The organism is Neobacillus niacini, from assembly GCF_036961885.1.
Taxonomy (GTDB): Bacteria; Bacillota; Bacilli; order Bacillales; family Cytobacillaceae; genus Neobacillus; species Neobacillus niacini_H.
In genome coordinates, this window is sequence record NZ_JBALNQ010000011.1 from 424 (window position 1) to 27,272 (window position 26,849).

23 protein-coding genes and 1 riboswitch are annotated in these 26,849 nt (G+C 39.7%); of the genes, 21 read left to right on the forward strand and 2 right to left on the reverse strand.

Translation table 11 applies throughout. The annotated features are described in order from the left end of the window. The first annotated feature begins 149 nt into the window (after positions 1 to 149). From V7124_RS06960 to pheT, 3 genes are all read left to right on the forward strand, one after another. Complete coding sequence (locus V7124_RS06960) at positions 150 to 899, forward strand: TrmH family RNA methyltransferase (protein ID WP_335487409.1); 750 nt, start codon at positions 150 to 152, stop codon at positions 897 to 899. 397 nt (positions 900 to 1,296) lie between these two features. Then, positions 1,297 to 2,334: a phenylalanine--tRNA ligase subunit alpha gene (pheS, locus tag V7124_RS06965; RefSeq protein ID WP_335487412.1), complete on the forward strand. Its 1,038-nt coding sequence runs from the start codon at positions 1,297 to 1,299 to the stop codon at positions 2,332 to 2,334. A 15-nt stretch (positions 2,335 to 2,349) separates the two neighbouring features. Further along, entirely contained in the window at positions 2,350 to 4,764 is a 2,415-nt protein-coding gene (pheT, locus tag V7124_RS06970; protein WP_335487415.1) for a phenylalanine--tRNA ligase subunit beta, read from the forward strand. A gap of 293 nt (positions 4,765 to 5,057) precedes the next feature. Here the strand turns inward: pheT and rnhC are convergent, their stop codons facing one another. Continuing rightward, the gene (gene rnhC / locus V7124_RS06975; protein WP_335487418.1) at positions 5,058 to 5,993 is read right to left on the reverse strand and encodes a ribonuclease HIII; all 936 of its coding nucleotides are present in this window, start codon (positions 5,991 to 5,993) and stop codon (positions 5,058 to 5,060) included. A 135-nt stretch (positions 5,994 to 6,128) separates the two neighbouring features. Between rnhC and zapA the strand changes: the two genes are divergently transcribed. The 13 genes from zapA to V7124_RS07040 all read left to right on the forward strand — a co-directional run bounded on the left by zapA (position 6,129) and on the right by V7124_RS07040 (position 21,107). Further along, a complete protein-coding gene (gene zapA / locus V7124_RS06980; protein WP_335487422.1) occupies positions 6,129 to 6,389 on the forward strand; it encodes a cell division protein ZapA in 261 nt (86 codons plus the stop codon). A 7-nt stretch (positions 6,390 to 6,396) separates the two neighbouring features. After that, on the forward strand, positions 6,397 to 6,942 hold the full coding sequence (locus V7124_RS06985; RefSeq protein ID WP_335416253.1) for a CvpA family protein: 546 nt from the start codon (positions 6,397 to 6,399) through the stop codon (positions 6,940 to 6,942). Positions 6,943 to 7,021: 79 nt separating this feature from the next. After that, positions 7,022 to 8,743 (forward strand): DNA polymerase/3'-5' exonuclease PolX, encoded by a 1,722-nt coding sequence (gene polX / locus V7124_RS06990; protein ID WP_335487425.1) that lies wholly within the window; start codon positions 7,022 to 7,024, stop codon positions 8,741 to 8,743. 16 nt (positions 8,744 to 8,759) lie between these two features. After that, positions 8,760 to 11,117, forward strand: a complete 2,358-nt coding sequence (locus tag V7124_RS06995; protein WP_335487429.1) for an endonuclease MutS2 — start codon at positions 8,760 to 8,762, stop codon at positions 11,115 to 11,117. A 22-nt stretch (positions 11,118 to 11,139) separates the two neighbouring features. Further along, positions 11,140 to 11,547, forward strand: coding sequence for a DUF350 domain-containing protein (locus V7124_RS07000; protein WP_335416261.1), 408 nt, complete (start codon positions 11,140 to 11,142; stop codon positions 11,545 to 11,547). A gap of 238 nt (positions 11,548 to 11,785) precedes the next feature. Beyond that, positions 11,786 to 13,489 (forward strand): long-chain-fatty-acid--CoA ligase, encoded by a 1,704-nt coding sequence (locus tag V7124_RS07005; RefSeq protein WP_335487432.1) that lies wholly within the window; start codon positions 11,786 to 11,788, stop codon positions 13,487 to 13,489. A 179-nt stretch (positions 13,490 to 13,668) separates the two neighbouring features. Continuing rightward, positions 13,669 to 14,253, forward strand: a complete 585-nt coding sequence (locus tag V7124_RS07010) for a TetR/AcrR family transcriptional regulator (RefSeq protein WP_335416269.1) — start codon at positions 13,669 to 13,671, stop codon at positions 14,251 to 14,253. 30 nt (positions 14,254 to 14,283) lie between these two features. After that, positions 14,284 to 15,057, forward strand: coding sequence for an enoyl-CoA hydratase (locus V7124_RS07015; RefSeq protein ID WP_335487435.1), 774 nt, complete (start codon positions 14,284 to 14,286; stop codon positions 15,055 to 15,057). Between the two features lie 89 nt (positions 15,058 to 15,146). Next, positions 15,147 to 15,920 carry an electron transfer flavoprotein subunit beta/FixA family protein gene (locus V7124_RS07020; RefSeq protein ID WP_335487438.1) on the forward strand — a complete coding sequence of 258 codons (774 nt, stop codon included), beginning with the start codon at positions 15,147 to 15,149 and terminating at the stop codon, positions 15,918 to 15,920. Between the two features lie 60 nt (positions 15,921 to 15,980). Continuing rightward, positions 15,981 to 16,958 carry an electron transfer flavoprotein subunit alpha/FixB family protein gene (locus V7124_RS07025; RefSeq protein WP_335487442.1) on the forward strand — a complete coding sequence of 326 codons (978 nt, stop codon included), beginning with the start codon at positions 15,981 to 15,983 and terminating at the stop codon, positions 16,956 to 16,958. A 156-nt stretch (positions 16,959 to 17,114) separates the two neighbouring features. Next, positions 17,115 to 17,429, forward strand: a complete 315-nt coding sequence (gene trxA, locus V7124_RS07030) for a thioredoxin (RefSeq protein ID WP_335416281.1) — start codon at positions 17,115 to 17,117, stop codon at positions 17,427 to 17,429. 317 nt (positions 17,430 to 17,746) lie between these two features. Next, the gene (uvrC, locus tag V7124_RS07035) at positions 17,747 to 19,519 is read left to right on the forward strand and encodes an excinuclease ABC subunit UvrC (protein WP_335416284.1); all 1,773 of its coding nucleotides are present in this window, start codon (positions 17,747 to 17,749) and stop codon (positions 19,517 to 19,519) included. Positions 19,520 to 19,589: 70 nt separating this feature from the next. After that, positions 19,590 to 19,767, forward strand: a riboswitch (Lysine riboswitch). Between the two features lie 116 nt (positions 19,768 to 19,883). Further along, on the forward strand, positions 19,884 to 21,107 hold the full coding sequence (locus V7124_RS07040) for an aspartate kinase (protein ID WP_335416288.1): 1,224 nt from the start codon (positions 19,884 to 19,886) through the stop codon (positions 21,105 to 21,107). Positions 21,108 to 21,153: 46 nt separating this feature from the next. Here V7124_RS07040 and V7124_RS07045 read toward each other — a convergent pair whose 3' ends face one another. After that, on the reverse strand, positions 21,154 to 21,606 hold the full coding sequence (locus tag V7124_RS07045) for a YslB family protein (RefSeq protein WP_335416291.1): 453 nt from the start codon (positions 21,604 to 21,606) through the stop codon (positions 21,154 to 21,156). A 448-nt stretch (positions 21,607 to 22,054) separates the two neighbouring features. Between V7124_RS07045 and V7124_RS07050 the strand changes: the two genes are divergently transcribed. From V7124_RS07050 to gerE, 5 genes are all read left to right on the forward strand, one after another. Further along, a complete protein-coding gene (locus V7124_RS07050; RefSeq protein WP_335487446.1) occupies positions 22,055 to 22,663 on the forward strand; it encodes a succinate dehydrogenase cytochrome b558 subunit in 609 nt (202 codons plus the stop codon). Between the two features lie 63 nt (positions 22,664 to 22,726). Further along, on the forward strand, positions 22,727 to 24,484 hold the full coding sequence (gene sdhA / locus V7124_RS07055; protein ID WP_335487449.1) for a succinate dehydrogenase flavoprotein subunit: 1,758 nt from the start codon (positions 22,727 to 22,729) through the stop codon (positions 24,482 to 24,484). Between the two features lie 6 nt (positions 24,485 to 24,490). Further along, positions 24,491 to 25,252 (forward strand): succinate dehydrogenase iron-sulfur subunit, encoded by a 762-nt coding sequence (gene sdhB, locus V7124_RS07060; protein ID WP_335487452.1) that lies wholly within the window; start codon positions 24,491 to 24,493, stop codon positions 25,250 to 25,252. A 132-nt stretch (positions 25,253 to 25,384) separates the two neighbouring features. Next, the gene (locus V7124_RS07065; protein ID WP_335487455.1) at positions 25,385 to 25,975 is read left to right on the forward strand and encodes a class D sortase; all 591 of its coding nucleotides are present in this window, start codon (positions 25,385 to 25,387) and stop codon (positions 25,973 to 25,975) included. 487 nt (positions 25,976 to 26,462) lie between these two features. Continuing rightward, positions 26,463 to 26,687: a spore germination transcription factor GerE gene (gene gerE, locus V7124_RS07070; RefSeq protein WP_009796032.1), complete on the forward strand. Its 225-nt coding sequence runs from the start codon at positions 26,463 to 26,465 to the stop codon at positions 26,685 to 26,687. Positions 26,688 to 26,849: the final 162 nt, after the last annotated feature.

Here is a 26,849-nt window from a genome sequence, read left to right on the forward strand (position 1 = left end):
TCTCAGTTGGAGCGCTCCAGGCCATACGCCGCTGACCAGGACGCTTGCGCATTTCTTGTCCTCTATTACTTTAATATGTTTTCTATTTTTGGTTTTATTATGTATTTTTTTTAGGATATAATGAGGAAAAACACTAGAGGAGCACAAAATTGAAGCATATTGAATCCATACAGAATCCAAAAGTAAAACAATGGAAAAAACTTTTAACGAAAAAGGAACGCGATAAATCTGGAACATTTTTAGTCGAAGGTTTTCATTTAGTTGAAGAAGCATTAAAACACAGCGAGAGTGTTATCGAAATCATTGTGTCCACTAGTGTTGGCATTCCACCGCGCTGGGACTCAAGAGAAATACCTGTTACCACCGTAACCGAAGAGATTTCAAATTCATTATCAGATACAGAAGCACCACAAGGAATCTATGCCGTTTGCAGACAAGTTCAAATCGAAGTACCCAATGCAAAGACATACCTTTTAATTGATGCCGTACAGGACCCAGGGAACCTAGGAACGATGATTCGCACAGCGGACGCAGCTGGGATTGACGCCGTTATCATAGGAAAGGGAAGCGCTGATGTCTATAATGGAAAGGTACTTCGCTCTGCACAAGGGAGTCATTTTCACCTGCCAATTATAAGAGGTGACCTCCATGAGTGGATAGAACAGCTTAAGGAAAAAAATATTTCCATTTACGGTACAGCACTTGAAGGGGCTTCCGCATATAATGATATTTCAACAGAACGTAACTTTGGTTTACTTGTTGGCAATGAAGGAAATGGCGTCAACAAAGAGCTGCTTGCTAAAACTGATACAAACCTGTATATCCCGATTTATGGCAAAAGTGAATCGCTAAATGTAGCTGTTGCAACAGGCATCTTGTTATATTTTTTGAAAAAATAGACGATACTTGTTTGAAACCTTAAGTAAAGTATTATATAATAATCTACATTATTGAAAATACCAAAGACGATGACGGAGAAAAGTACCTTGTCAAAGACCATTTAGGGAGAAAGTGCCGTGACTGAAAGCACTTTTATGGGCATGATAGGAGAAGTTCACCTCCTGAGTTGGCATCGGGACCACGAATAAAGAGGAAAGCTGTCTAGCCCGCCTCCGCTTCGTGTAAAGGTGCACCGGCCTAGCCGTTATCCGAATGAAGCGAACGCATATGTTTTTATACATACCGTGTTTACAAGGGTGGTACCGCGACTATAAACCTCGTCCCTTTCCAGGGATGGGGTTTTTTTGTTTTTCTATACTTCATTCAAACAATCATTAATTTTAAGGAGGAATTTCAATGCAAGAACGATTAAAGGAATTGCAGCAGGAAGCTATTCAAAAAATTGAGCAGTCTTCAAGCTTGAAAGAATTGAATGATATTCGCGTTGCCTATTTAGGAAAAAAGGGTCCGATTACCGAAGTGCTGCGTGGAATGGGTAAGCTTTCAGCAGAGGAGCGTCCAGTAATGGGAGCACTAGCAAATGAAGTCCGTGAAGCAATTGCGTCGATTTTGGAAGCTAAGCAGAAGGATTTAGAAGAAGCAGCTGTTTTAGAAAAACTAGCCTCTGAATCGATTGATGTTACCCTTCCAGGACGTCCAGTTAAGGTTGGAAACCACCATCCATTAACAAGAATTATTGAAGAAATTGAAGATTTATTTATCGGGATGGGCTATCAGGTAGCTGAAGGACCTGAAGTTGAGCAGGATTACTATAATTTTGAAGCGCTAAATTTACCAAAAGGACACCCGGCTCGCGATATGCAGGATTCCTTCTATATTACAGATGAGATTTTATTGCGTACGCATACTTCACCCGTACAAGCTCGGACAATGGAAAACAACAAGGGAAAAGGTCCAATCAAAATTATCTGCCCTGGTAAGGTATACCGTCGCGATAATGATGACGCAACACACTCTCATCAATTCATGCAAATTGAAGGTCTTGTCGTCGACGAAAATATTCGTATGAGCGACCTAAAGGGAACGTTAGAGGTGTTTGCGAAGAAAATGTTTGGTGAAGACCGTGAAATCAGATTACGCCCAAGTTTCTTCCCATTCACAGAACCATCTGTAGAAATGGACATCTCCTGTATGATTTGCGGCGGACATGGCTGCAATGTTTGTAAGAAAACAGGCTGGATTGAAATACTTGGAGCAGGAATGGTCCATCCAAACGTCCTTGAAATGGCTGGCTATGATTCTAAAAAATACACTGGATTTGCATTCGGAATGGGACCAGAGCGGATCGCAATGTTGAAATACGGTGTCGACGATATTCGTCATTTCTACACAAACGATGTACGTTTCTTAAAACAGTTTTCAAAACACGAGTAGGAGGAGGGACACAAAATGTTCGTTTCATATAAATGGCTTCAGGATTATGTTGATTTATCCGGAGTAACAGCTGATGAATTAGCTGAAAAAATTACAAAAAGCGGGATTGAGGTTGAAGGAGTAGACGTCCTCAACGAAGGAATTAAAGGAGTAGTGGTTGGTCACGTAGTTGAGCGTGTCCAGCACCCAAATGCGGATAAACTAAGCAAATGCCAGGTGGATATCGGTCAAGGAGAACCAGTTCAAATTATTTGCGGCGCACCAAATGTAGCGCAAGGCCAAAAGGTTGCAGTAGCAACGGTTGGAGCGGTTTTACCAGGTAATTTTAAAATAAAAAGGGCAAAGCTTCGCGGTGAAGAATCGAATGGGATGATCTGCTCCCTAACAGAGCTTGGGATGGAAGCAAAAATCGTACCGAAGGAATATTCTGAAGGAATCTTTGTTTTCCCTCAAGATGCAGAAGTTGGAACGGATGCAATCGCATTATTAAACCGTGACGATGAAGTGCTTGAACTAGGCTTAACACCTAACCGTGCCGATTGCTTGAGCATGCTTGGTGTCGCTTATGAAGTTGCAGCAATCCTTGGACGTGAGGTAAAACTGCCAGAAATCGATCTTCAACCTGTGAATGAAAAAGCAACTGATTACATTACGGTAAAAGTTGATGCAAATGCGGATAATCCTTTATATGCGGCCAAAGTAATTAAAAATGTAAAAATTGGTCCTGCACCTTTATGGATGCAAACAAGACTAATGTCTGCAGGTATTCGTCCACACAATAATGTAGTCGATATTACCAACTACATTTTATTAGAATATGGTCAGCCGCTGCACGCATTTGACTATGATCGTTTAGGTTCAAAAGAAATTCTAGTACGTCGTGCACACGACGGTGAGAAATTCACAACATTAGATGATGTAGAACGTACGTTAACCTCTGACCAATTAGTCATTACGAATGGAACAGAACCAGTTGCCTTAGCAGGCGTTATGGGCGGAGCTAATTCTGAGGTGACTTCAGATACAACAACTGTATTGTTGGAGGCGGCTTATTTTACAGGAGGAACTGTAAGAAAAGCTTCAAAAGACCATGGTTTACGGAGTGAAGCAAGTGCTCGCTTTGAAAAAGGTGTTGATCCTAATCGTGTGCGTGCAGCAGGTGAGCGTGCAGCTTACTTGATGGTAAAATATGCAGGCGGTGAAGTATTAGAAGGTAGTTCAGAAGTTGATACACTTACAATTGAGCCAGCAGTGGTTTCGATTACGTTAGAAAAAATAAATAGTGTCATTGGATCACAACTGACTGTTGCAGATGTTGAAGCCATTTTCGAACGCCTTCAGTTTTCTGTAAGCAGTGAAGAAGAAATCATTACAGTTACTGCTCCAACACGCCGTGGTGATATTAAAATTGAGGAAGACTTAATTGAAGAAGTTGCCCGTCTTTACGGCTATGACAACATACCAATGACATTGCCAATCGGTTCAGCTACACCTGGTAAATTATCTAAGTATCAGGAAAAACGCCGGATTGTTCGTCAATATTTAGAGGGCGCTGGCTTGTATCAAGCGGTAACGTATTCCTTAACAAGTGAGGAAAAAGCAGAGCAATTCGCTTTTGAAAAACGCGATTTCATTCGTCTAGCCATGCCGATGAGTGAGGACCGTAGTATCCTGCGCTTAAGCATTATGCCGCAGCTATTGGAAGTTTTAAAATACAACAGTGCCCGTCAAAACGACAGCCTTGCCGTTTATGAGACAGGTGCAGTATTTTTAGCAAATGGAACCGAGGTTCTACCTGAAGAAGAGGAGCATTTAGCTGGTGCAATTACGGGTCTATGGCACAGCCACTCATGGCAGGGTGAGAAAAAGGCCGTTGACTTCTATGTAATAAAAGGTATTTTAGAAGGATTGTTTGCAAAAGTAGGTCTGACGGAAAGTGTGACATATGTTCAAGCTCAAGTAGACAACATGCACCCTGGTCGTACCGCGGAAATTCACTTAAATGGCGTGCGGATTGGTTTTGTCGGCCAAGTGCACCCAACCATGCAAAAAGAGCTTGATTTAAAAGACACTTATGTATTCGAGCTCTCATTGAAGGCAGTGCTAGAAGCAGCAGCAGCAGCGCTAAGATATGAGGCTATTCCACGGTTCCCGTCTATTACGAGAGACATCGCTCTAGTCGTGGATAAGGAAACAGTTGCTGGAGTATTGAAGGATATAATCCAGGGCGCTGGCGGAAAGCTTCTTAAAGAAGTAAATGTATTTGACTTATACGAGGGAGATCGGATGGAAGAAGGCAAAAAATCCATTGCGTACTCATTGAAATACATGGATCCAGAACGGACGTTAACAGATGAAGAAGTAACAAAAGTCCACACTCAAGTACTCGAAGCTTTGAAGACTCAGGCCGGAGCAGTATTGCGAGGGTAATGATAGAATAAAAATGACCTAGTGAAAAATCAACTAGGTCATTTTTTTATGTTCTGGTATATGAAGCCCAAAATATTTAAGAATCTAAAATAAGTGGTCTCATCACCGGTTCATGAAGCCCAAAATACCAATAATCATGAATTAAGTGGCCTCATGAAGTGCTCATGAAGCCCAAAATCCTTCAGAATCCCCAATAAGTGGCCTCATGAAGTGTTCATGAAGCCCAAAATCTTTCAGATTTCCAAATAAGTGGCCTCATGAAACGTCCCGCATCAATAAACAATCGAAAACGATTAACCTTTCTTTTTATTCACTAAGTTAATCGCCTTCTCCGTATTAGCAAAATGTAGTTTTACATATTGCGGAAGAATTTCTCTGCCTTTTTTCAAAATCAGCCTTGCAGCCGCTTCGTCCACCAGCCCGCCAGCTCCTTTAGGTATCTTAAAGCCGGCTGCGTCACTAAGCTTGTCAAAGTATTGGACAAAGGCATAACGTGCCAAAATTGATGCTGCTGCAACAGCAAGGTGAATACCCTCTGCCTTCGTGCTAAAATACACATTTTCCCTCGCAATTGCTTTCTGATTTTTTATATGCAGGTAATAGGTACTTTCTTGGACAAATTGATCAATCAGTATGGCATCAGGTTTCACCGGTGAAATTTTCTCCAAAACATTGAGAATCGCCTGATTGTGCAGGAGGGCCTTCATTTTTCCCTGCGACATCCCAGAACTCTGCAGCTGGTTGTACTTTTCATTCTTCAGCGTCATTAGACTAAATGGAACAATATCTTTGATTACCTTAGCAATTGCGATAATTTTTTCATCCTTTAAATCCTTTGAATCACGTACACCTAGTTCTTTTAATAATGGAATATCTTCTTTTCGAACATAAGCCGCAACAACCGTTATCGGTCCGAAAAAGTCACCAGTGCCGACCTCATCAGAGCCAATGACGGACAACTGGCTAAAGCCCTCCGGTAAATTACCACGTGCAGCTTTTGCTGTGGCAGGAGCTTTCACACTGGAAGCTTCACCCCACCTCATTGCTTCTGCTTCATTACCATTCCCCTGAAATAAAACTTTACCTGATTTATAGGCAGTAATGGTACAGCTTGCAGTTTTCGCTGAAAATACACTGCCTGGGGGAACCTTATCTAGTAATTTTCCATTATAATAGCTTTTCATTTTATTAATTTCAGACATGCTTAGATTTAACACTACATTTCCCAATCAAAAAACACCCCTCGACAATTTTTTAGAAAAAGGTAAAAAACCTTCAAATCAGCTGTTTCTCTTTTCGACACATATCCGTTCGTGTTATATTATAAAATAGGGATTTCGCTCGAATCGAATGGAGGCAGTAACTTGTCAAATATTGAAAAAACCAGAACAACCGTTGATATATACGGACAGCAATACATTATTTTAGGTACCGAGGCTCAAAATCATGTTCAGCATGTTGCTTCATTAGTTGACAAGAAAATGCGTGAAATTGGTTCTAGGAATCCATTACTAGATGTTAATAAACTCGCTGTTTTAACAGCAGTAAATGCCGTCAATGATTATATTAAAATGAAGGACCAATTAGAGCGGATGCAAGCTGAACTAAAAAAGGAAAAGGACTGAATAAGTCATGCTGGATTTAGCAATTATTATATTATTAATTTTTGGATTTTTTATCGGTTTAAGAAGAGGTTTCATTTTACAGTTAGTCCATTTAACAGGTTTTATTATTGCATACATAGTGGCAAATTTATACTATGACGATTTGGCACCAAGACTGACGCTATGGATTCCATATCCGAATCTTGGCACAACATCTCCTTTAAAACTATTAAGTGAGAGCGGTAATATGGAGGATGCCTTTTATAGAGCGATTGCTTTTATTATCATCTTCTTCGCGGTCAAGATTGTACTGCAAATTATTGGATCGATGCTCGATTTTATTGCCCATTTACCTATTATTAGGCAATTAAATGTTTGGGCAGGCGGGATTCTTGGTTTTGCTGAAGTCTACTTAATTATCTTTATTTTATTATATATTGCTGCGCTAGTTCCAATGGAATTTATGCAAAAACCTTTGGATGATTCAATTTTGGCAAACTTAATTGTCAATCATACACCATTTCTTTCAGAACAAATAAAAAGTATGTGGATTGAATATTCGACTTCTCTGTAAGGAGAGAATGAACTACTTCTCTCTAGAGAGAAGTTTTTCTATTAAAAGGGTTAAAATAAAGACAAGGTGGGTGGAAGTAATGGAGATGAACAAAAAGGATTTAATTCGTCATTTAGAAACAATTGCAGTATATATGGAGCTGAAAGGTGAAAATCCCTTCAAGGTATCTGCCTTTCGCAAAGCAGCATCAGCACTGGAATTTGATGATCGCAGCCTTTCTGATATCGAAGATTTTACGTCTCTATCAGGAATCGGAAAAGGGACCTCAGCGGTTATTGAGGAATACATAGAAGAGGGCACTTCCACAGTGCTGAATGATCTAAAGGAAGAAGTTCCGAAAGGTTTAATTCCGTTATTGCAATTACCCGGTCTTGGCGGAAAGAAGATTGCTAAGCTACATAAAGAGTTAGGAATTGAGGATGTCACTACATTAGAAGAAGCCTGTAAAGCAGGGAAAGTGCAAGCACTCGCTGGTTTTGGAAAAAAGACAGAAGAAAAGATATTGAGTTCGATTGCGAATGTAGGTTCAAGACCAGACAGATTACCGCTTGCTTACATGCTTCCAATTGCAGAACAAATTGAAGCGAAGCTTTCTGAACTTAAAGAGATTCATCAGTTCTCACGTGCAGGAAGCCTGCGAAGAATGCGAGAAACGATTAAAGATTTGGACTTTATTATTTCGAGTGAGCAGCCTGAAGTGGTCAAACAATTCTTACTTGATTTTCCGAATATAAAAGAAATAATTGGTGCTGGAGATACAAAGGTATCACTTGTGTTTGAATTTGACTATGATGTTTCAGTTGATTTTAGACTGGTTAAACCAGAGGAGTTTACGACGACTCTCCACCATTTTACTGGTTCAAAAGACCACAATGTTCGAATGCGACAGCTTGCTAAGGAACGTGGGGAAAAAATTAGTGAGTATGGTGTGGAAAATGGTGAGACAGGGGAAGTTCTTACTTTTACTTCAGAGGAAGAGTTTTTCAAACATTTTGATCTGCCGTTTATCCCGCCAGAAGTTCGGGAAGATGGAAAAGAAGTGGAGGATTTTCACGCATATGAAGGTGAATTAATCGAATTAACTGACATAAAAGGTGACCTTCACATGCATTCAACCTGGAGTGATGGGGCTCATTCGATTGAGGAAATGGTTGAGGCCTGCCGGGCAAAAGGGTATAAATATATGGCAATCACGGACCACTCTCAGTATTTAAAAGTAGCAAATGGACTGACACGTGAGCGATTGCTGCAGCAAAAGGAAGAAATAAAAAAATTAAATGAAAAATACGATGATATATTAATTTTATCAGGAGTTGAAATGGACATCCTGCCAGATGGTACGTTGGATTACGAGGATGATCTATTAGCAGAAATGGATTTCGTTATTGCGTCCATTCACTCCGCTTTTTCACAGCCGAGAGAAAAAATTATGGAGCGGTTAACAACAGCCCTAAAAAATGCTCACGTTGATTTAATTGCTCATCCGACTGGCAGGAAAATTGGCCGCCGCGAAGGCTACGATGTTGATATTGATTTATTAATGGAATTAGCAAAAGAAACGAATACTGCCTTAGAACTTAATGCCAACCCGAATCGATTAGATCTAAAAGCTGAATATTTAAGGCAGGCACAAGAGATGGGCGTTAAAATATTTATTAATACGGATGCCCATAAGAGGGAAACGCTATCACATATGAGTGTAGGTGTATCAACAGCAAAAAAAGGCTGGATTAAAAAATCAACGGTTATCAATGCACTTGAACCGAAGGACTTACTAGAATATTTGCATAATCGAAACTAGGGGGAGGTTTATCTCCATGCAAGAAAGAACGTTAAAGGTGTTAGAATTTATTAAAGTGAGAGACCAGCTCATCGAGCATGCATCTTCTTCACTTGGAATAGATAAGTTAAAGAAATTGGTTCCATCGACTGATTTTGAGGAAGTCGTAATGCTGCAAACCGAAACGGATGAAGCGTCAACTGTACTACGGATTAAAGGAAATGTGCCGTTAGCAGGAATTCATGATATTCGTGCCCATATTAAGCGCTCTGTAATTGGAGGAGTTCTTAGTTCACATGAATTGACCCAGGTGGCGAGCACCATTCATGCCAGCCGGCAAATAAAGCGATTTATTGAGGATATAGCAGAAGAAAGAGCGGAAATACCGATTTTAATGGAGCAAGTAGATCGGATCATCCCATTAGTAAGTTTGGAGGAGTCGATTAGACTTGCCATTGATGAGAGCGGGGAAGTTCTTGATAGTGCAAGTGTTCTTTTACGTTCATTAAGGCAGCAGCTGCGTTCAAATGAAGCACGTGTCCGTGAAAAATTAGAGAGTATGATTCGGTCTTCGAATGCGGCAAAGATGTTGTCGGATTCGATTGTCACAATTCGAAACGACCGCTTTGTTATTCCTGTTAAACAAGAATATCGTGGCCATTATGGTGGGATTATCCATGACCAAAGCGCATCAGGGCAAACACTATTTATTGAACCACAAGTGATTGTCCAATTAAACAATCAATTACAGGATATAAGAGTCAAAGAGCAGCTAGAAATTGAAAGAATATTGACCGAGCTGTCAGCGAAAACAGCTGAATTTGAATCGGAACTGCAAGGGATCGTTGAGATTCTTGCCAATTTGGATTTTATTTTTTCCAAGGCTAGGTATGGTCGCAAAATAAAGGCAAGTATGCCTATCATGAATAATGAGGGAAGAATAGCACTTTACAAAGCCAGGCACCCGCTAATTCCCATAGACGAGGTCGTTGCGAATGATATTTTACTTGGGAAGGAATATACAACCATTGTCATTACCGGACCAAACACGGGTGGTAAAACCGTTACCTTAAAAACACTTGGTTTATGTTCATTAATGGCGCAGGCAGGATTGCAGGTTCCTGCACTTGATGGGTCAGAGTTAGCTGTTTTTGATGCCATCTATGCAGATATCGGTGATGAACAATCCATTGAACAAAGTTTAAGTACGTTTTCTTCCCATATGGTAAATATTGTCGATATTTTAGAAAAGGTTGATTTTAATTCTCTCGTATTGTTTGATGAGCTTGGTGCAGGCACAGATCCACAGGAGGGTGCTGCGCTAGCTATTTCCATACTAGATGAGGTTCACAATCGAGGGTCAAGAGTTATTGCTACTACCCATTATCCAGAATTAAAGGCCTACGGCTATAATCGTGAAGGGGTTTTAAATGCAAGTGTAGAATTTGATGTTGAAACGTTGAGCCCAACGTACAAACTCCTACTTGGAGTACCTGGGCGAAGCAATGCATTTGAAATCTCAAAACGCTTAGGGTTGAATGATCGTGTTATTGAGGCTGCTCGATCACATGTAAGTGAAGATGCGAACCAGATCGATAAGATGATTGCATCTCTCGAAAATAGTAAGCGGCAAGCTGAAATTGAGCAGGAAGAAGCGCGTGATTATTTAAGACAGGCAGAAAAGCTCCATCAGGATATGCAAAAGCAAATGCTGGAATTTTATGAGAACAAGGACTCCATGCTAGAAAAAGCAGCTGAAAAAGCAGGGGAAATTCTCGAAGAAGCAAAGAGTGAGGCCGAAAAGGTTATTCGTGATCTCCGTAAAATGAGGATTGAAAAACATGCTGAAATAAAGGAGCATGAATTAATTGATGCGAAGCGCCGTCTTGATGCAGCAACCCCTGAGATAAAGAAATCTGCTGCTCAAATGAACAAGAAAATAAAGAAACATACGCTAACGCCGGGGGATGAAGTTAAGGTACTCACCTTTGGTCAAAAGGGGACGTTACTTGATAAAGTTTCTGATACCGAATGGCAGGTGCAAATTGGCATCTTGAAAATGAAGGTAAAAGAAAAGGACTTAGAATTTAGCAGTACCCCTAAGCAAGTTGAGACTAGACCAATGGCAATTGTTAGAGGCAGAGACGCTGATGTAAAATTAGAATTAGACCTGCGAGGAGAAAGATATGAGGCTGCGCTTTTAAGAGTGGAAAAATATATAGATGATGCTTTATTATCAAACTATCCTCGTGTATCAATCATCCACGGGAAAGGCACAGGAGCATTAAGACAGGGTGTCCAGGAATATTTGCGAAATCACCGATCTGTAAAGAAAATTCGGTTTGGAGAAGCCGGTGAGGGCGGCTCTGGTGTTACAGTTGTTGAATTTAAATAAAAATGTCCGGGGAGATTAGGGAATGAACCAGTTTTGGGATAACATGTATGTTCAAAGTGCTGCTAATTATAGCGTCGTCATTTTATGTGTGGTCGTTTTTTTAGCTATTTTTGAATTAGTTACGAAATATAAAAATTGGGAAGAAATTCAAAAGGGGAACATCGCTGTTGCCTTGGCAACCGGAGGGAAGATTTTTGGAATTGCCAATATCTTTCGTTATTCCATTGAACAAAATGATTCCTTAGTGACAATGGTTATCTGGGGTGTATTTGGATTTGTGCTTTTATTGATTGGATATTTCATTTTTGAATTTTTAACACCTAAGTTTAACATTGATGATGAAATTAAAAATGATAATCGCGCAGTTGGTTTTATTGCGATGATACTATCAATCGGCTTATCCTTTGTAATAGGTGCGGGGATATCGTAAGGGGAGAATAAAGTGGAGACATTAGCTAAAGTACTTCTTGGTTTATGCGCCTTGTTTTTACTAATCGGTATGGGGTATATGTTGTTTTTTTAAGTTGAAATCATCGCTGTCATTCAGCGATGATTTTTTTAGTGAGATAATAAACATATACTATTATTCTAATTGTTTAAAGAGTCTGACTATATTATAATGAAAAGGAAGTGGAAAATATTACAAAGGAATTAGAAGGAGGGTTACTATGTATGATCAAAAACCATGGCTAGCGCATTATCCAGAGGAAATTCCTGCAGAACTGGAATTTCGGAAAGAACCTGTTCAGCAGTATCTAGTAGATGCGGCAAAAAATTTTCCAGACAAAATCGCTATTCATTTTATGGGGAAGGAAATGACCTATAAAGAGCTTTATAATGAATCATTATCATTTGCCAGCTATCTCCAGCAAATTGGTATTTCAAAAGGTGATCGAGTTGCCATCATGCTTGCCAATACCCCGCAAGCAGTCATAAGTTATTTTGGTATACTAATGGCTGGGGGAATTGTCGTTCAAACCAACCCGTTATACACGGAACGTGAACTTGAATACCAGATGAAGGACTCCGGATCCAAGGCGATCATCACACTCGACATCCTCTATCCTCGCGCTTCTAAGGTGATGCCGCAAACCAATTTGCAGCACATAATTGTAACCGCTATCAAAGACTACCTGCCATTTCCAAAAAATTTAGTTTACCCTTTTATTCAGAAAAAGCAATATGGAATTGTCGTAAATGTTAAACATGAAGGCAACACCCATTTATTTAAAGAAATCATAAAATTAGCTCCTAAAAAACTAGTAGAATATGACTTTGATTTTGAAGAAGAGGTAGCGCTGCTGCAATATACAGGCGGTACAACGGGTTCTCCTAAAGGGGTTATGCTGACACATCGGAATTTAGTAGCGAACTCTTCCATGTGTACTGCCTGGCTATACAAAGCAAAACCGGGTGAGGAATCAGTCTTAGGGATTGTTCCGTTTTTTCATGTCTACGGAATGACGATCGTCATGATTTTATCGGTTATGCAGGCGTATAAGATGATTATATTGCCTAAGTTCGATCCATTGACCACCTTAAAGACCATCCAAAAGCAGCGTCCTACTTTGTTTCCTGGTGCGCCAACGATTTATATTGGACTATTAAATCATCCAGACCTGAAAAAATATGATTTATCGTCTATCGATTCCTGTCTAAGTGGCTCTGCTCCGCTGCCAATTGAAGTCCAAGAAGAGTTTGAGGAAGTTTCAGGCGGTAAACTCGTGGAAGGGTATGGTTTAACCGAAACATCTCCAGTTACCCATGCAAATTTCTTATGGGATCGCCCGCGGGTAAAAGGCAGTATCGGGGTACCATGGCCAAATACAGAGGTAAGAATTGTCTCAATGGATTCGGATGAACTAATGCCAGTAGGTGAAATTGGAGAAATTATCATTAAAGGCCCTCAAGTAATGAAAGGCTATTGGAATCGAAAAGAGGCTACAGAGGAAACGATTAAAGACGGCTGGTTATTCACGGGTGATCTTGGGTATATGGACGATAAAGGGTATTTTTATGTAGTGGATCGAAAGAAGGATATGATCATTGCTGGTGGGTACAATATTTATCCAAGAGAAATAGAGGAAGTATTATATGAACATCCAGATGTTTTAGAAGCTGTTGCTGCTGGAATACCCGATCCATATCGTGGTGAAACCGTTAAGGCCTACGTCGTTTTAAAAGAAGGTTCAAAGATTACATCTGATGACTTAAACCAATATGCGAGAAAATATTTAGCCGCCTATAAAGCCCCAAGATTATATGAATTTAGAAAAGAATTACCGAAAACAGCGGTAGGAAAAATTTTAAGAAGAACACTTGTTGAAGAAGAAATGAGAAAAATAGAGGAAGAAAGCAAAAAACATGCCTAATACCACCAGTTGATCGCACTTCTTTTTTTTGGATGATAGAGCTTGTCTCTTTGAGAGTAGTAAAGTAATATAAAAATATCATTGTACTTCTTGACAGAAATACAAGTTATAACTATTATAAAAATATGAATGATTATTCATTCATATTTTTTTACTTTCTTCCAGAGGAGGGAGAACCAATGAAAAAAAATAAGCCGAAATACATGCAAATTATTGATGCAGCGGTTATTGCAATTGCAGAGGTTGGTTATCATCAGGCCCAGGTTTCGAAGATTGCAAAGCAAGCTGGTGTCGCAGATGGAACCATTTATCTCTATTTTAAAAACAAAGAAGACATTCTCATTTCACTCTTTGAAGAAAAAATGGGAAGCTTTATTGAAAAAATAGATGGATTAATAGCAGGAAAAGAGACAGCGGTGGAGAAGTTATTAATGATGGTAGAAGCTCATTTCAAAAACCTCTCTGATGATCACCACATGGCAATCGTAACTCAACTTGAATTACGACAGTCCAATAAGGAATTGCGTTTAAGAATCAATAATGTTCTTAAAGGATACTTGAGAGTGATTGATAAAATCATCATTGAAGGGAAAGAAACGGGAGAGTTTTCAAAAGATCTCGATGTTCGTCTTGCCAGACAAATGATTTTCGGTACGATGGATGAAACCGTTACAACCTGGGTTTTAAATGAGGAGAAATACGATTTAATGGCACTCGCTAAACCAGTTCACCAGCTGCTGATTAAGGGCTGCGGAAATCATTAGTTTTTGAGTGTAAGAGAAGGAGGGAGTCTATTGGAAAACTTAACATGGTCTTACCAAGAAGGGATTGCAACAATTACTATTAAGCGTCCGCCTGCAAATGCCCTCTCACAAGGACTGTTACGAGAACTGTCGGCAGTCCTAGACGAAGTTGAACCAAATACTGACGTCAGGGTAATTGTCATACATGGGGAAGGACGCTTTTTCTCAGCGGGGGCGGATATTAAAGAATTCACAACCGTCTCTTCTCCTGAAGGCTTTCGTGATCTTGGAAAGTATGGACAAGATTTGTTTGACCGGATGGAAAAATTTCCTAAACCAATTATTGCTGCGATTCACGGTGCAGTACTTGGCGGGGGTTTAGAGCTGGCAATGGCTTGTCATTTCCGGTTAGTGGGCGAAAATACAAAGCTTGGTCTTCCAGAATTGCAGCTCGGATTGATTCCGGGATTTGCTGGTACACAGCGCCTGCCAAAATATGTAGGCGTCGGCCGAGCAGCAGAAATGCTGTTTACCTCCGAACCAATCACAGGATTGGAGGCGGTTCAATTTGGCTTGGCAAATCATGCCTATCCGGAAAATGAAGTTTTAGAACAAGCCATCAAGCTTGCCGGTAAAATCGCTAAGAAAAGTACTGGTGCACTGAAGGCGACCATCCAATTATTAAACTATGCCAAAAACCAAGAGTTTTATGAAGGTTCACAAAAGGAAGCAGAGTTGTTTGGAGAAATTTTTGTTTCTAAAGATGCGAAAGAAGGTATACAGGCTTTTATTGAAAAAAGAGAGCCTCATTTTAAAGGTGAATAGCTTCTACATAGAAGTTACTAATATTTTTTTGCTACAAATTTTCTTAATCTTTCGAACAGAAAAAATGTTTGCATTATAGGAGGGAAATCATGAATATTTTTGTACTTTTAAAAAGAACGTTTGATACGGAGGAAAAGATAACCATTGCAGCCGGAAAAATTAATGAGGATGGTGCCGAGTTTATCATCAATCCTTATGATGAATATGCCGTTGAAGAAGCAATCCAAGTACGCGAAGCAAATGGCGGTGAAGTAACTGTTATTTCAGTTGGAAGTGAAGAATCTGAGAAGCAATTACGCACTGCACTTGCTATGGGAGCCGACAAAGCGGTCCTTATTAATACAGAAGATGATGTCGAAAACGGTGATCAATTCACAACAGCTAAAATCATTGCCGAATACTTAAAGGATAAAGAAGCAGACCTCATTATAGGTGGCAATGTTGCCATTGACGGTGGTTCTGGTCAAGTGGGTCCACGTGTAGCTGAATTGTTAAACATTCCGTATGTGACGACGATTACAAAGCTTGAAATTGATGGAACAACTGTAACGGTAACCCGTGACGTGGAAGGTGATTCTGAAATAATCGAAACAAGCCTGCCATTATTAGTAACGGCTCAACAAGGTTTGAACGAGCCTCGTTATCCATCTTTACCAGGAATTATGAAAGCAAAGAAAAAGCCGCTAGATGAACTAGAATTGGATGATCTAGATTTAGAAGAAGACGATGTTGAAGCAAAAACCAAAACGATTGAAATTTACCTGCCAGCTAAAAAGGAAGCAGGAAAGGTGTTATCTGGAGAATTAAATGATCAGGTTAAAGAACTTGTTCACCTTCTTCATTCCGAAGCGAAAGTTGTTTAATTATATTTGTAATTTAACGATAAGAATGGACGATAAATCGATTTGCAGGAGGGTAAAGGAATGACTAGAAAAGTATTAGTATTAGGGGAAACCCGTGACGGTTCTTTACGTAATGTTTCTTTCGAGGCAATTGCCGCTGGAAAAACAGTGGCAGATGGCGGAGAAGTTGTTGGCGTTTTAGTTGGTGAAAATGTTAGCGCTTTAGCAATGGAATTAGTTCAATACGGTGCTGACCGTGTGGTTGTTGTAGAAAATGAAAAGTTAAGTCAATATACATCTGACGGTTATGCGCAAGCATTACTTGCTGTGCTGGAAAAGGAAAGCCCAGAAGGACTCGTTTTAGGACATACTTCTCTTGGTAAAGATCTTTCACCAAGAATTGCTGCAAAATTAGCGTCTGGATTAATTTCTGATACAACTGCAGTTGAGGTAGCGGGTGGAAATGTTGTCTTTACAAGACCTATCTATTCCGGCAAAGCCTTTGAAAAGAAAATTGTTACGGACGGTATCATTTTTGCAACCGTAAGACCAAATAATATTGCACCACTTACGAAGGATGAAAGCAGAACAGGTGAAGTCGCTTCCCTTTCAGTTGAAATTAAAGACCTTCGTGCCATTATTAAAGAAGTAGTGAGAAAAGCAAGCGAAGGTGTAGATTTAAGTGAGGCAAAAGTTGTAATTTCCGGCGGCCGTGGTGTGAAAAGTGAAGCGGGCTTTGAACCACTAAAAGAATTAGCCAAAGTCTTAGGCGGTGCAGTTGGTGCTTCACGGGGTGCCTGTGACGCTGACTATTGTGACTACTCTTTGCAAATCGGTCAAACTGGAAAGGTTGTAACACCTGACTTATATATTGCTTGTGGAATCTCTGGGGCCATTCAGCACTTAGCTGGTATGTCTAACTCAAAGGTAATCGTTGCAATTAACAAAGATCCAGAAGCGAATATCTTTAAAGTAGCAGATTACGGAATTGTTGGAGACCTATTTGAAGTGGTGCCTTTATTAACAGAGGAATTTAAAAAGCTTAAAGTACATTCATAATATGGGTGCGGGCGAGCAGTGACAAACTGCTCGCTTTTCAAGTATATGAAAAGAATTTTTGGGGAAATTACATGCGAGACAGATTATTAGCATGATACTTTAAACAATGCTATACTTTCGGTAGTATTTCAGTATTCATTAGGAGGGTATAAACAAATGACTATTTCAAAAGTAACAGATGCAAATTTCTCTGCTGAAACAGGCTCTGGTCTTGTACTTGCAGATTTTTGGGCTCCATGGTGTGGACCTTGTAAAATGATCGCTCCAGTTCTTGAAGAACTTGATTCAGAAATGGGCGACAAAGTTAAAATCGTTAAATTAGATGTGGACGATAACCAAGAAACGGCTGCTAAATTCGGAGTAATGAGTATCCCTACATTGCTTGTTTTCAAAAATGGCGAAGTGGTTGATAAAGTTGTCGGCTTCCAGCCAAAAGACGCTTTAGCAAGTGTGTTAGAAAAGCACGTATAAGCAAATAAAACCTTAGTTAGATTTTTCTAGCTGAGGTTTTTTCTTTTTGAAAAATGCTGTTTTCGTAACGATTTTTGTTAAAATCTTAAAGCCGATTTTAACGTGAAAATAGTTATTTTGCACCTTTGAATAAAGTTTGCAAGCTCTTTTCTTATTAAATTTAGGCTGTATTCCGCGAAAACACAGCATAATTATTAACATTTTTTAATAAGTAACAATTTTAAGAAAAGAGCCTTGGAAAAAGAATCAGCTTTCCTTTATACGTAGTTTGCTTTAAAATTTTAGGATAGATAAAAAGACGGGGAGGAGCAGCTAGAATGAATGAGAATATCAAACAAAAATTAACACTGCTGCCTGATCAGCCTGGCTGCTACTTGATGAAGGACCGTCAGGGAACGATTATATACGTAGGGAAAGCAAAAATTCTAAAAAATCGAGTCAGGTCTTATTTTACCGGGTCCCATGATGGAAAAACGTTCCGACTTGTCAATGAGATTGAGGACTTTGAATATATTGTCACTTCATCGAATATCGAAGCACTGCTGCTAGAATTAAATTTAATCAAGAAATACGACCCAAAATATAATGTAATGCTGAAGGACGATAAGACTTATCCGTTTATTAAGTTAACAGCGGAAAGACATCCAAAACTGATTATTACTAGAAAAGTCAAAAAGGATAAAGGAAAGTATTTTGGACCGTATCCAAATGTTATGGCAGCAAACGAGACAAAAAAGCTGCTCGATCGAATTTATCCATTACGAAAGTGCTCAACACTGCCTGACCGGGTTTGCTTGTACTATCATTTAGGGCAGTGCCTGGCACCATGTGTTAATGAAGTGCACGAAGAGCAATATAAGCATATGACAGATGAGATTACCCGTTTCCTTAATGGCGGGTATAATGAGATAAAAAAAGAACTAACGGAAAAAATGATGAGTGCATCCGAAGAATTGGATTTTGAGCGGGCCAAAGAGTTCCGTGATAAAATTATTCATATTGAAACCATTATGGAAAAGCAAAAAATTACGATGACAGATTTTACTGACCGTGATGTATTTGGCTATGCTGTTGATAAGGGCTGGATGTGTGTTCAAGTTTTCTTTGTACGCCAAGGTAAACTAATTGAGCGCGATGTTTCCATGTTCCCGATTTACAATGAGCCAGAAGAAGAAATCCTCACTTTTTTTGGTCGATTTTACGAAAAATCGAATCATTTTAAGCCAAAGGAAATCCTCATTCAGGATGAAATTGACTTAAATATGACCGAACAGCTCCTTCAAGTAAAAATCCTGAAGCCGCAGCGTGGTCAAAAGAAGGACCTCGTTAAAATGGCTATCAAGAATGCAAAACTTGCTCTGGCTGAGAAGTTTTCGCTTATTGAAAAAGATGAAGTACGAACGATAAAAGCTGTTGAGAACCTCGGTGAACTAATGGGAATCTATACACCTCACCGAATTGAGTCGTTTGATAATTCGAATATTCAAGGGACAGATCCAGTATCCGCAATGGTGGTATTTATCGATGGAAAGCCGAACAAGCGTGAATTCCGGAAATATAAGATAAAAACTGTCCAAGGTCCGGATGATTATGAATCAATGCGTGAGGTAACAAGAAGAAGGTACTCGCGGGCACTAAAGGAAGAACTTCCATTGCCGGATTTAATTCTTATAGATGGCGGCAAAGGACATGTTGAGGCTGTCAGGGATGTTCTGGAAAATGAATTAGGCCTAGATATTCCGTTAGCTGGAATGGTTAAGGATGAGAAGCACCGCACCTCACAGCTTCTCTATGGAAATCCGCTTGAAATTATCCCGCTTGGCAGAAACAGTCAAGAGTTTTATTTATTACAAAGAATTCAAGATGAGGTTCACCGATTTGCGATTACTTTTCATCGCCAAATCCGAGGAAAAAGTGCCTTTCAGTCCTTACTTGATGACATTCCAGGTGTCGGTGAAAAGCGAAAAAAGCAATTGCTCAAAGAATTTGGCTCGGTAAAGAAAATGAAAGAAGCTACTTTTGAAGAGTTTAGGGCAATCGGAATTCCAGCTCCAGTTGCAGAGGAATTAATTAAAAAACTTCAATCCTAGTGATTGTCAGAGTATTATGGCTATGCTATAATGAGTGAAAATTTATAATACTATCACTTTTTAATACTGAAGTGAAGGTAGAGGTGCGAGATTCAATAGTAATGATTCTGAGAAGGATGAGCTTCTGGGAAGAATCATGAAAGGGGCTATCGCCGAAGTGAAGAAAGTCTCTTTCCTTTCTTTGCTGGTCTGAGCATTGAATAAATGCCGGATTGTCAAGACGTTAGTCTTGGAGAGCTATCTTACATTGTAGACGCAAGATTTTTGTGTATGTAAAGCAATGAGATGCCCTCTCATTGCTTTTTATTTTTTTTGCGGGAAAATTATAGTAATTCTTAACCTATAACTGAAAGCAGGGGAAAAGATGGGTTTAATTGTACAAAAGTTTGGCGGCACTTCAGTAGGAAGTGTTGATAAAATTCTAAAGGTGGCAGAGCGAATAAAAGCTGAAAGTGACCAAGGGAATCAGGTAGTGGTGGTTGTCTCAGCGATGGGGAAATCAACGGATCATCTTGTTGATTTAGCGAAAGAAATTTCTGGGCAGCCAAATAAACGGGATATGGACATGCTGCTTAGTACGGGGGAACAGGTGACAATCGCTTTATTGTCAATGGCGCTAAATGAGCAAAATCTACCTGCCGTATCGTTTACGGGCTGGCAGGCTGGAATTTTGACAGAACCTGTCCATGGTAACGCCCGTATTACAAACATTAATACTGAATCCGTGCAGAATCAGTTGAACGAAGGAAAAGTAGTGATTGTAGCTGGTTTCCAAGGGATTACCGAAGATGGCGAGATAACAACCCTTGGCCGTGGCGGCTCTGATACGACAGCGGTTGCACTAGCAGCGGCCCTTAAAGCTGATAAATGTGATATCTATACGGATGTAACAGGGGTATTCACCTCTGATCCAAGATATGTAAAGATGGCACGTAAATTAAAATCTGTATCTTATGATGAAATGCTTGAACTAGCCAATTTAGGTGCAGGTGTGTTGCACCCACGAGCAGTAGAATTTGCGAAAAACTATCAAGTACGTCTTGAGGTACGTTCAAGTATGGAAAAAGAAGAAGGTACGATGATTGAGGAGGAAGCATCAATGGAACAAAACCTTGTTGTCCGCGGAGTGGCATTTGAAGATGAAATTACAAAGGTAAGTGTCTTAGGCCTTGCCAATTCTTTAACTAGTTTATCAACTATCTTTTCAACGCTGGCAGAGAACCATCTAAATGTAGATATTATCGTTCAAAGTACAACGGAAGCAGAGACAGCCAATCTTGCCTTTTCGATTAAAACGAATGACCTTTTAGAAACATTAAATGTTCTTGAAAATAACAAGGATGTCCTCAACTATGAACAGCTTGACGCAGAAAATAAACTAGCCAAAGTATCAATCGTTGGTTCAGGAATGATTTCGAACCCTGGGGTTGCAGCAAAAATGTTTGAAATTCTCGCAGCTAACCAGATTCAAATTAAAATGGTCAGCACATCTGAAATCAAAGTATCAGTAGTAGTCGAAGAAAAGCAAATGCTAAAAGCTGTAGAAGTACTGCACCAAGCATTTGGTCTAACGGCAGACAACCAATAATAATCTAAAAAGCTTTCATCGACTCGATGAAAGCTTTTTGGAAATGCTATAATGTGTCTTTTCGATCCCATTTAACGGTGAATACAACTTTGTTGGCTTTTTTTACAGGGTGTTCGAAGGTTTCGGCAATAACTTGTTTTTGTTGTTCTATTTGTTGGGCAAGGAAGCCCGCTTCAATTTGGAAGTAGTGTTCTGCTTTTGATTTGACTCGAGAGACGATGAGCGGGCTTATTAGTTCAAATTCAATTTCATCCTTGCGCTCTTTTTTTATGTCGAGCTGTCCCCAAGAGGCTTTAGAGAAAAAGTCAATGATTTCATCAAGTGTATTTAATGGATGCCTACGCGCTAATCTTTTTCCTGCCCAATAAAGAATCTCATGAGTATCTTTTCCTAATATTTCCGGTAAAACAAATTCCCTAATTAATTCATAACCAAATAAGGAAATATTTCTTGGTTCATCTGATTGTAAATTAATTTCGACGGCAGTACTGTCTTTCATATGCTTCCCCTCTTTCTACCATTCTATTATATACAAAGTAAACCTTAAGTCAGAACACATTTTTTAGAAATTAGTGTAAAACTTTAGAGCGGTAAAGGAATGTTATTTTGCAATATAGAAGTATTGTTTTCATCATAACTATGGTCCCCCAAATGGAAAAGAGTCCATCGTAAAAATTTAATAATTCATTGTAATATTAATGGGTTTAATTCTAGGAAATCCCAATTACGTGAAAAGATCCTTAAAATTTATTATAATATCAATATATCTAAAAAATTTTACTTTTCTCACACTTTTGTGTATCCGTTTTCTTGACGCTAATAACGGTTGGGAGTAAAATGGACATGTCACATAATTGTCACAGTGATGCTAAGTTTTAACATTCTATTAATTATGAACGCTAGGAAAAAAGCTTACCATCATTTTAAAAATTCAAGGGGGGTTAATTATGGCGGGGAATCGAGAGTTTTTTAATCGAAGATTGCATTCTTTACTAGGAGTAATTCCTATTGGTTTATTCCTTGTGCAGCATTTAGTAGTCAACCATTTTGCTACAGGAGGACCGGCGTCCTTTAACAAGGCTGCAGATTTTATGGGGAACCTTCCTTTTAGAATTGTCCTAGAAACCGTAGTGATTTATTTACCAATTTTATTTCATGCAATCTATGGCCTTTATATTGCTTTTACTGCAAAAAATAATGCCGGGAACTATGGTTTTTTCAGGAACTGGATGTTCTTGCTACAACGTGTATCAGGTGTCATTACTTTAATCTTTATTGCATGGCACGTATGGCAAACGCGCGTTGCGGCAGCATTCGGTGCACATGTGGATTTTGACATGATGGCTACTATTCTGTCTTCTCCATTCATGTTCATTTTCTACGTAATCGGTGTAATCTCAACGATATTCCACTTTGCAAATGGGTTGTGGTCATTCTTTGTAAGCTGGGGTATTACAGTATCCCCTCGTTCACAAGTAATATCTACATATTTTACAATCGGTGTTTTTGTGGTTCTTTCAATTGTCGCAATTCGGACACTATTAGCTTTTGCTTAAAAAAATAACTTCATACTTTGTGTTGAAAAATATCGGATTTTTGGATTAAGGGAGTGAGTCACAATGAGTAAAGGTAAGGTGATCATAGTTGGCGGCGGTTTAGCCGGCTTAATGGCAGCGATCAAAGTTGCAGAAGCAGGAACACCTGTAGAATTATTTTCACTTGTTCCAGTTAAACGTTCCCACTCTGTTTGTGCCCAAGGTGGTATTAATGGAGCTGTAAATACAAAAGGAGAAGGAGATTCTCCTTGGATTCACTTTGATGATACTGTTTATGGCGGAGACTTCCTTGCGAATCAGCCGCCAGTAAAGGCGATGTGTGAAGCAGCACCAGGAATTATTCACTTAATGGACCGTATGGGAGTGATGTTTAACCGGACTCCAGAAGGTCTTTTAGATTTCCGTCGTTTTGGTGGTACCCAGCATCATCGGACAGCATTTGCCGGTGCAACAACCGGTCAACAGCTGCTATATGCCCTAGACGAGCAGGTTCGCCGACATGAAGTAGCTGGATTAGTTACAAAATATGAAGGCTGGGAATTCCTGGGTTCAGTTGTCGATGATGATGGCGTTTGCCGTGGAATTGTAGCACAGAACTTAACATCTATGGAAATTAAGTCCTTCGCTGGCGATGCCGTAATCTTAGCAACAGGCGGACCTGGAATTATCTTTGGAAAAACAACAAACTCTGTTATCAATACAGGTTCTGCAGCATCCATCGTTTATCAACAGGGTGCCTATTATGCAAATGGTGAAATGATCCAGATTCACCCAACTGCCATTCCTGGAGATGATAAACTGCGCTTAATGAGTGAATCTGCTCGTGGAGAAGGCGGCCGGGTTTGGACATATAAAGACGGAAAGCCTTGGTACTTCCTAGAGGAAAAATATCCAGCATACGGAAACCTAGTACCTCGTGATATCGCAACACGTGAAATTTTCGATGTGTGCGTAAATCAGAAACTAGGAGTTAACGGTGAGAACATGGTCTACCTTGATCTATCTCACAAGGATCCGCATGAATTGGATGTTAAACTTGGTGGAATTATTGAAATCTATGAGAAGTTCACAGGTGATGACCCACGTAAACTTCCAATGAAAATCTTCCCTGCTGTTCATTATTCCATGGGCGGACTTTGGGTGGATTATGATCAAATGACTAACATTCCAGGACTCTTTGCTGCTGGAGAATGTGATTTCTCCCAGCATGGTGCGAATCGTCTAGGTGCGAATTCATTACTTTCAGCAATTTACGGTGGAATGGTCGTTGGACCTAACGCTGTTCGTTATATTAAAGGCCTTGAGAAGAGTTCAGAAAGTATCTCTTCAACTGTTTTCGATCGTCATGTGAAAGAGCAGGAAGACAAGTGGAATTCTATTATGTCATTAAACGGTACTGAAAATGCCTATGTTCTTCATAAAGAGCTTGGTGAGTGGATGACCGATAATGTTACCGTTGTTCGTTTTAATGACAAGCTATTAAAGACAGATGAAAAAATTCAAGAACTTTTAGAGCGCTATCAAAAAATCAATATCAATGATACATCTAAGTGGAGTAATCAAGGGGCAGTATTTACTCGCCAATTAGAGAACATGCTGCAATTAGCCCGTGTTATTACCATTGGTGCTTATAACCGTAATGAAAGCCGTGGTGCTCATTACAAGCCTGAATTCCCTGACCGTAATGATGAAGATTTCTTGAAAACGACTATGGCGAAATTTGTTGATAGTTCATCTGCACCGGCATTCCATTACGAAGAGGTAGATGTTTCTTTAATTCAGCCACGTAAACGCGATTACTCAAAAAGCAAGGGGGAGTAGAATAGCATGTCTGAAAATAATACAGTAAAATTTATTGTTACACGCCAAGATAGCCCAGATTCTGCTCCATATGATGAGGAGTTTGAGTTAGCCTATCGACCGAATATGAACGTAATTTCTGCACTAATGGAAATTAGAAGAAATCCTGTAAACACAAAAGGACAAGATACTACGCCAATTACTTGGGATAGTAACTGTCTTGAAGAAGTTTGCGGAGCTTGTTCAATGGTCATAAACGGAAAACCGCGCCAATCATGTTCAGCACTCGTTGATCAACTGGAGCAGCCAATTCGTTTAGAACCGATGAAAACATTCCCTGTTGTCCGTGATCTTCAGGTCGACCGCAGTAGAATGTTCGATGCATTGAAGAAAGTTAAAGCATGGATTCCAATTGATGGAACCTATGACCTAGGACCTGGACCACGGATGCCCGAGAAAAAACGTCAATGGGCATATGAACTTTCAAAATGTATGACTTGTGGTGTCTGCCTTGAGGCTTGCCCAAATGTAAACAGCAACTCAAGCTTTATTGGACCACAGTCCCTGTCTCAAGTACGTCTGTTCAATGCTCATCCTACAGGTGAGATGAATAAGGCAGAGCGTTTAGAAGCGATTATGGGTGATGGTGGACTAGCAAACTGTGGTAATTCACAGAACTGTGTTCAATCATGTCCAAAAGGAATCCCATTAACTACTTCAATTGCAGCGTTGAATCGAGATACGACCATCCAAGCATTTAGAAGCTTCTTCGGAAGCGACCAAGCATAGAAAAGCGATAGCGCCTAGTTTAATTCTTAAAACCTTCTTTTCTATTATGAAGAGAAGGTTTTCCTTTCTTGTACTTAGGACACTTTGGTATACTAGTACTAACAAATGTTAGAAAAAGGATGGTACATGTGAGTGAAAAAGCTTCCTTTATTCATCATACTGGCAGGTTTAGTCGTAATTGGAATCGGAGTCTGGCAAATCGTAGAGACCAAATTTCAAACTGATTCTTCTCTGAAAGAGGCAAAGGAAATTGTGGCAAAGGCCGAATCTCGGGCAGCTGATGTTGACGAGGAAACACCTAAGAAAGCTGAAAAAATTGAACCTCCCGATTTTGGTGACACAGTAGGATTATTGACGATTCCGAAAATCAAGGCTGAATTAGCCATTGTTGAGGGTACTGACCCGAATGATTTGAAAAAAGGAGTAGGGCATTACAAAGGCTCTTACTTTTCTGGTGAGAACGGTCAAATTGTTTTATCTGGACACCGAGATACTGTTTTTAGGCGCTTAGGTGAATTGAAGCCAGGAGATATTTTTGAAATTGACATGGAAAACGGAAAATATAAGTATGAACTTACCGATACCAAGATTGTCGACAAGGATGACCGAACAATCATTACCCTGCAAAATACAAAGGAAGAATTAATCGTCATCACCTGTTATCCATTCCGTTTTGTCGGTGACGCCCCGGAACGGTATATCATCTATGCGAAACCAATCTAAAGTCCTTTTCGGAGGGCTTTTTTATTTTTGGTTAATGCAGGTGGTCTGGAGTGACCGAAAAGCATTCAGAAAAGGCATTTGGGTCAATGCAGGAGGTCTGGAATTTAACCATTGAGGGTTCATAGTGCCCGAAAGCTAATCCCGACAACAAATTGGGTAACTATAGAGAGTCTATAGTGCCCGAAAACTAGTCCCGACAACAATTTGGGTAACTATAGAGGGTTCATAGTGCCCGAAAACTAGACCCAACATGAATTTGGGTTACTATAGAGAGTCTATAGTGCCCGAAAACTAGTCCGACAACAATTTGGGTAACTATAGTGATCGACAGAGAGTAGGAGCCACAAATAATTATGGGGCAAAGAAAAATTATTCTCCTTATAGCAATTACAGTCACTCCATCCATGTGATTCACATATGATATCGTGACTAAATATATACCCACCCAACGGTTCATAACTGGCGAAGGCAAGGAGGGTCACAATACTTGAAGGAGAATGAATATACACACAAGCCGTTACTCACCAAACGTGAAAGAGAAGTATTCGAACTCTTAGTACAGGATAAAACTACTAAGGAAATCGCTGGTGAATTATTTATAAGCGAAAAGACGGTTCGAAATCATATTTCCAATGCTATGCAAAAGCTTGGTGTTAAGGGGCGTTCACAAGCAGTTGTAGAGCTCCTTCGTATGGGAGAGCTAGAACTTTAATCATGACCGGCATCCTACGGGAGGCCGGTTCATGTTTTTATTATGCATTTTTACCCCTTTGTTACCTTTCAACTTGATATTTTACCGAAAAAAGTAGAAAATAAGGACAAGTTTAAGTAGGATAACAAGTAAACAAACTTAAAGGTAAACCTCATTTAGGAG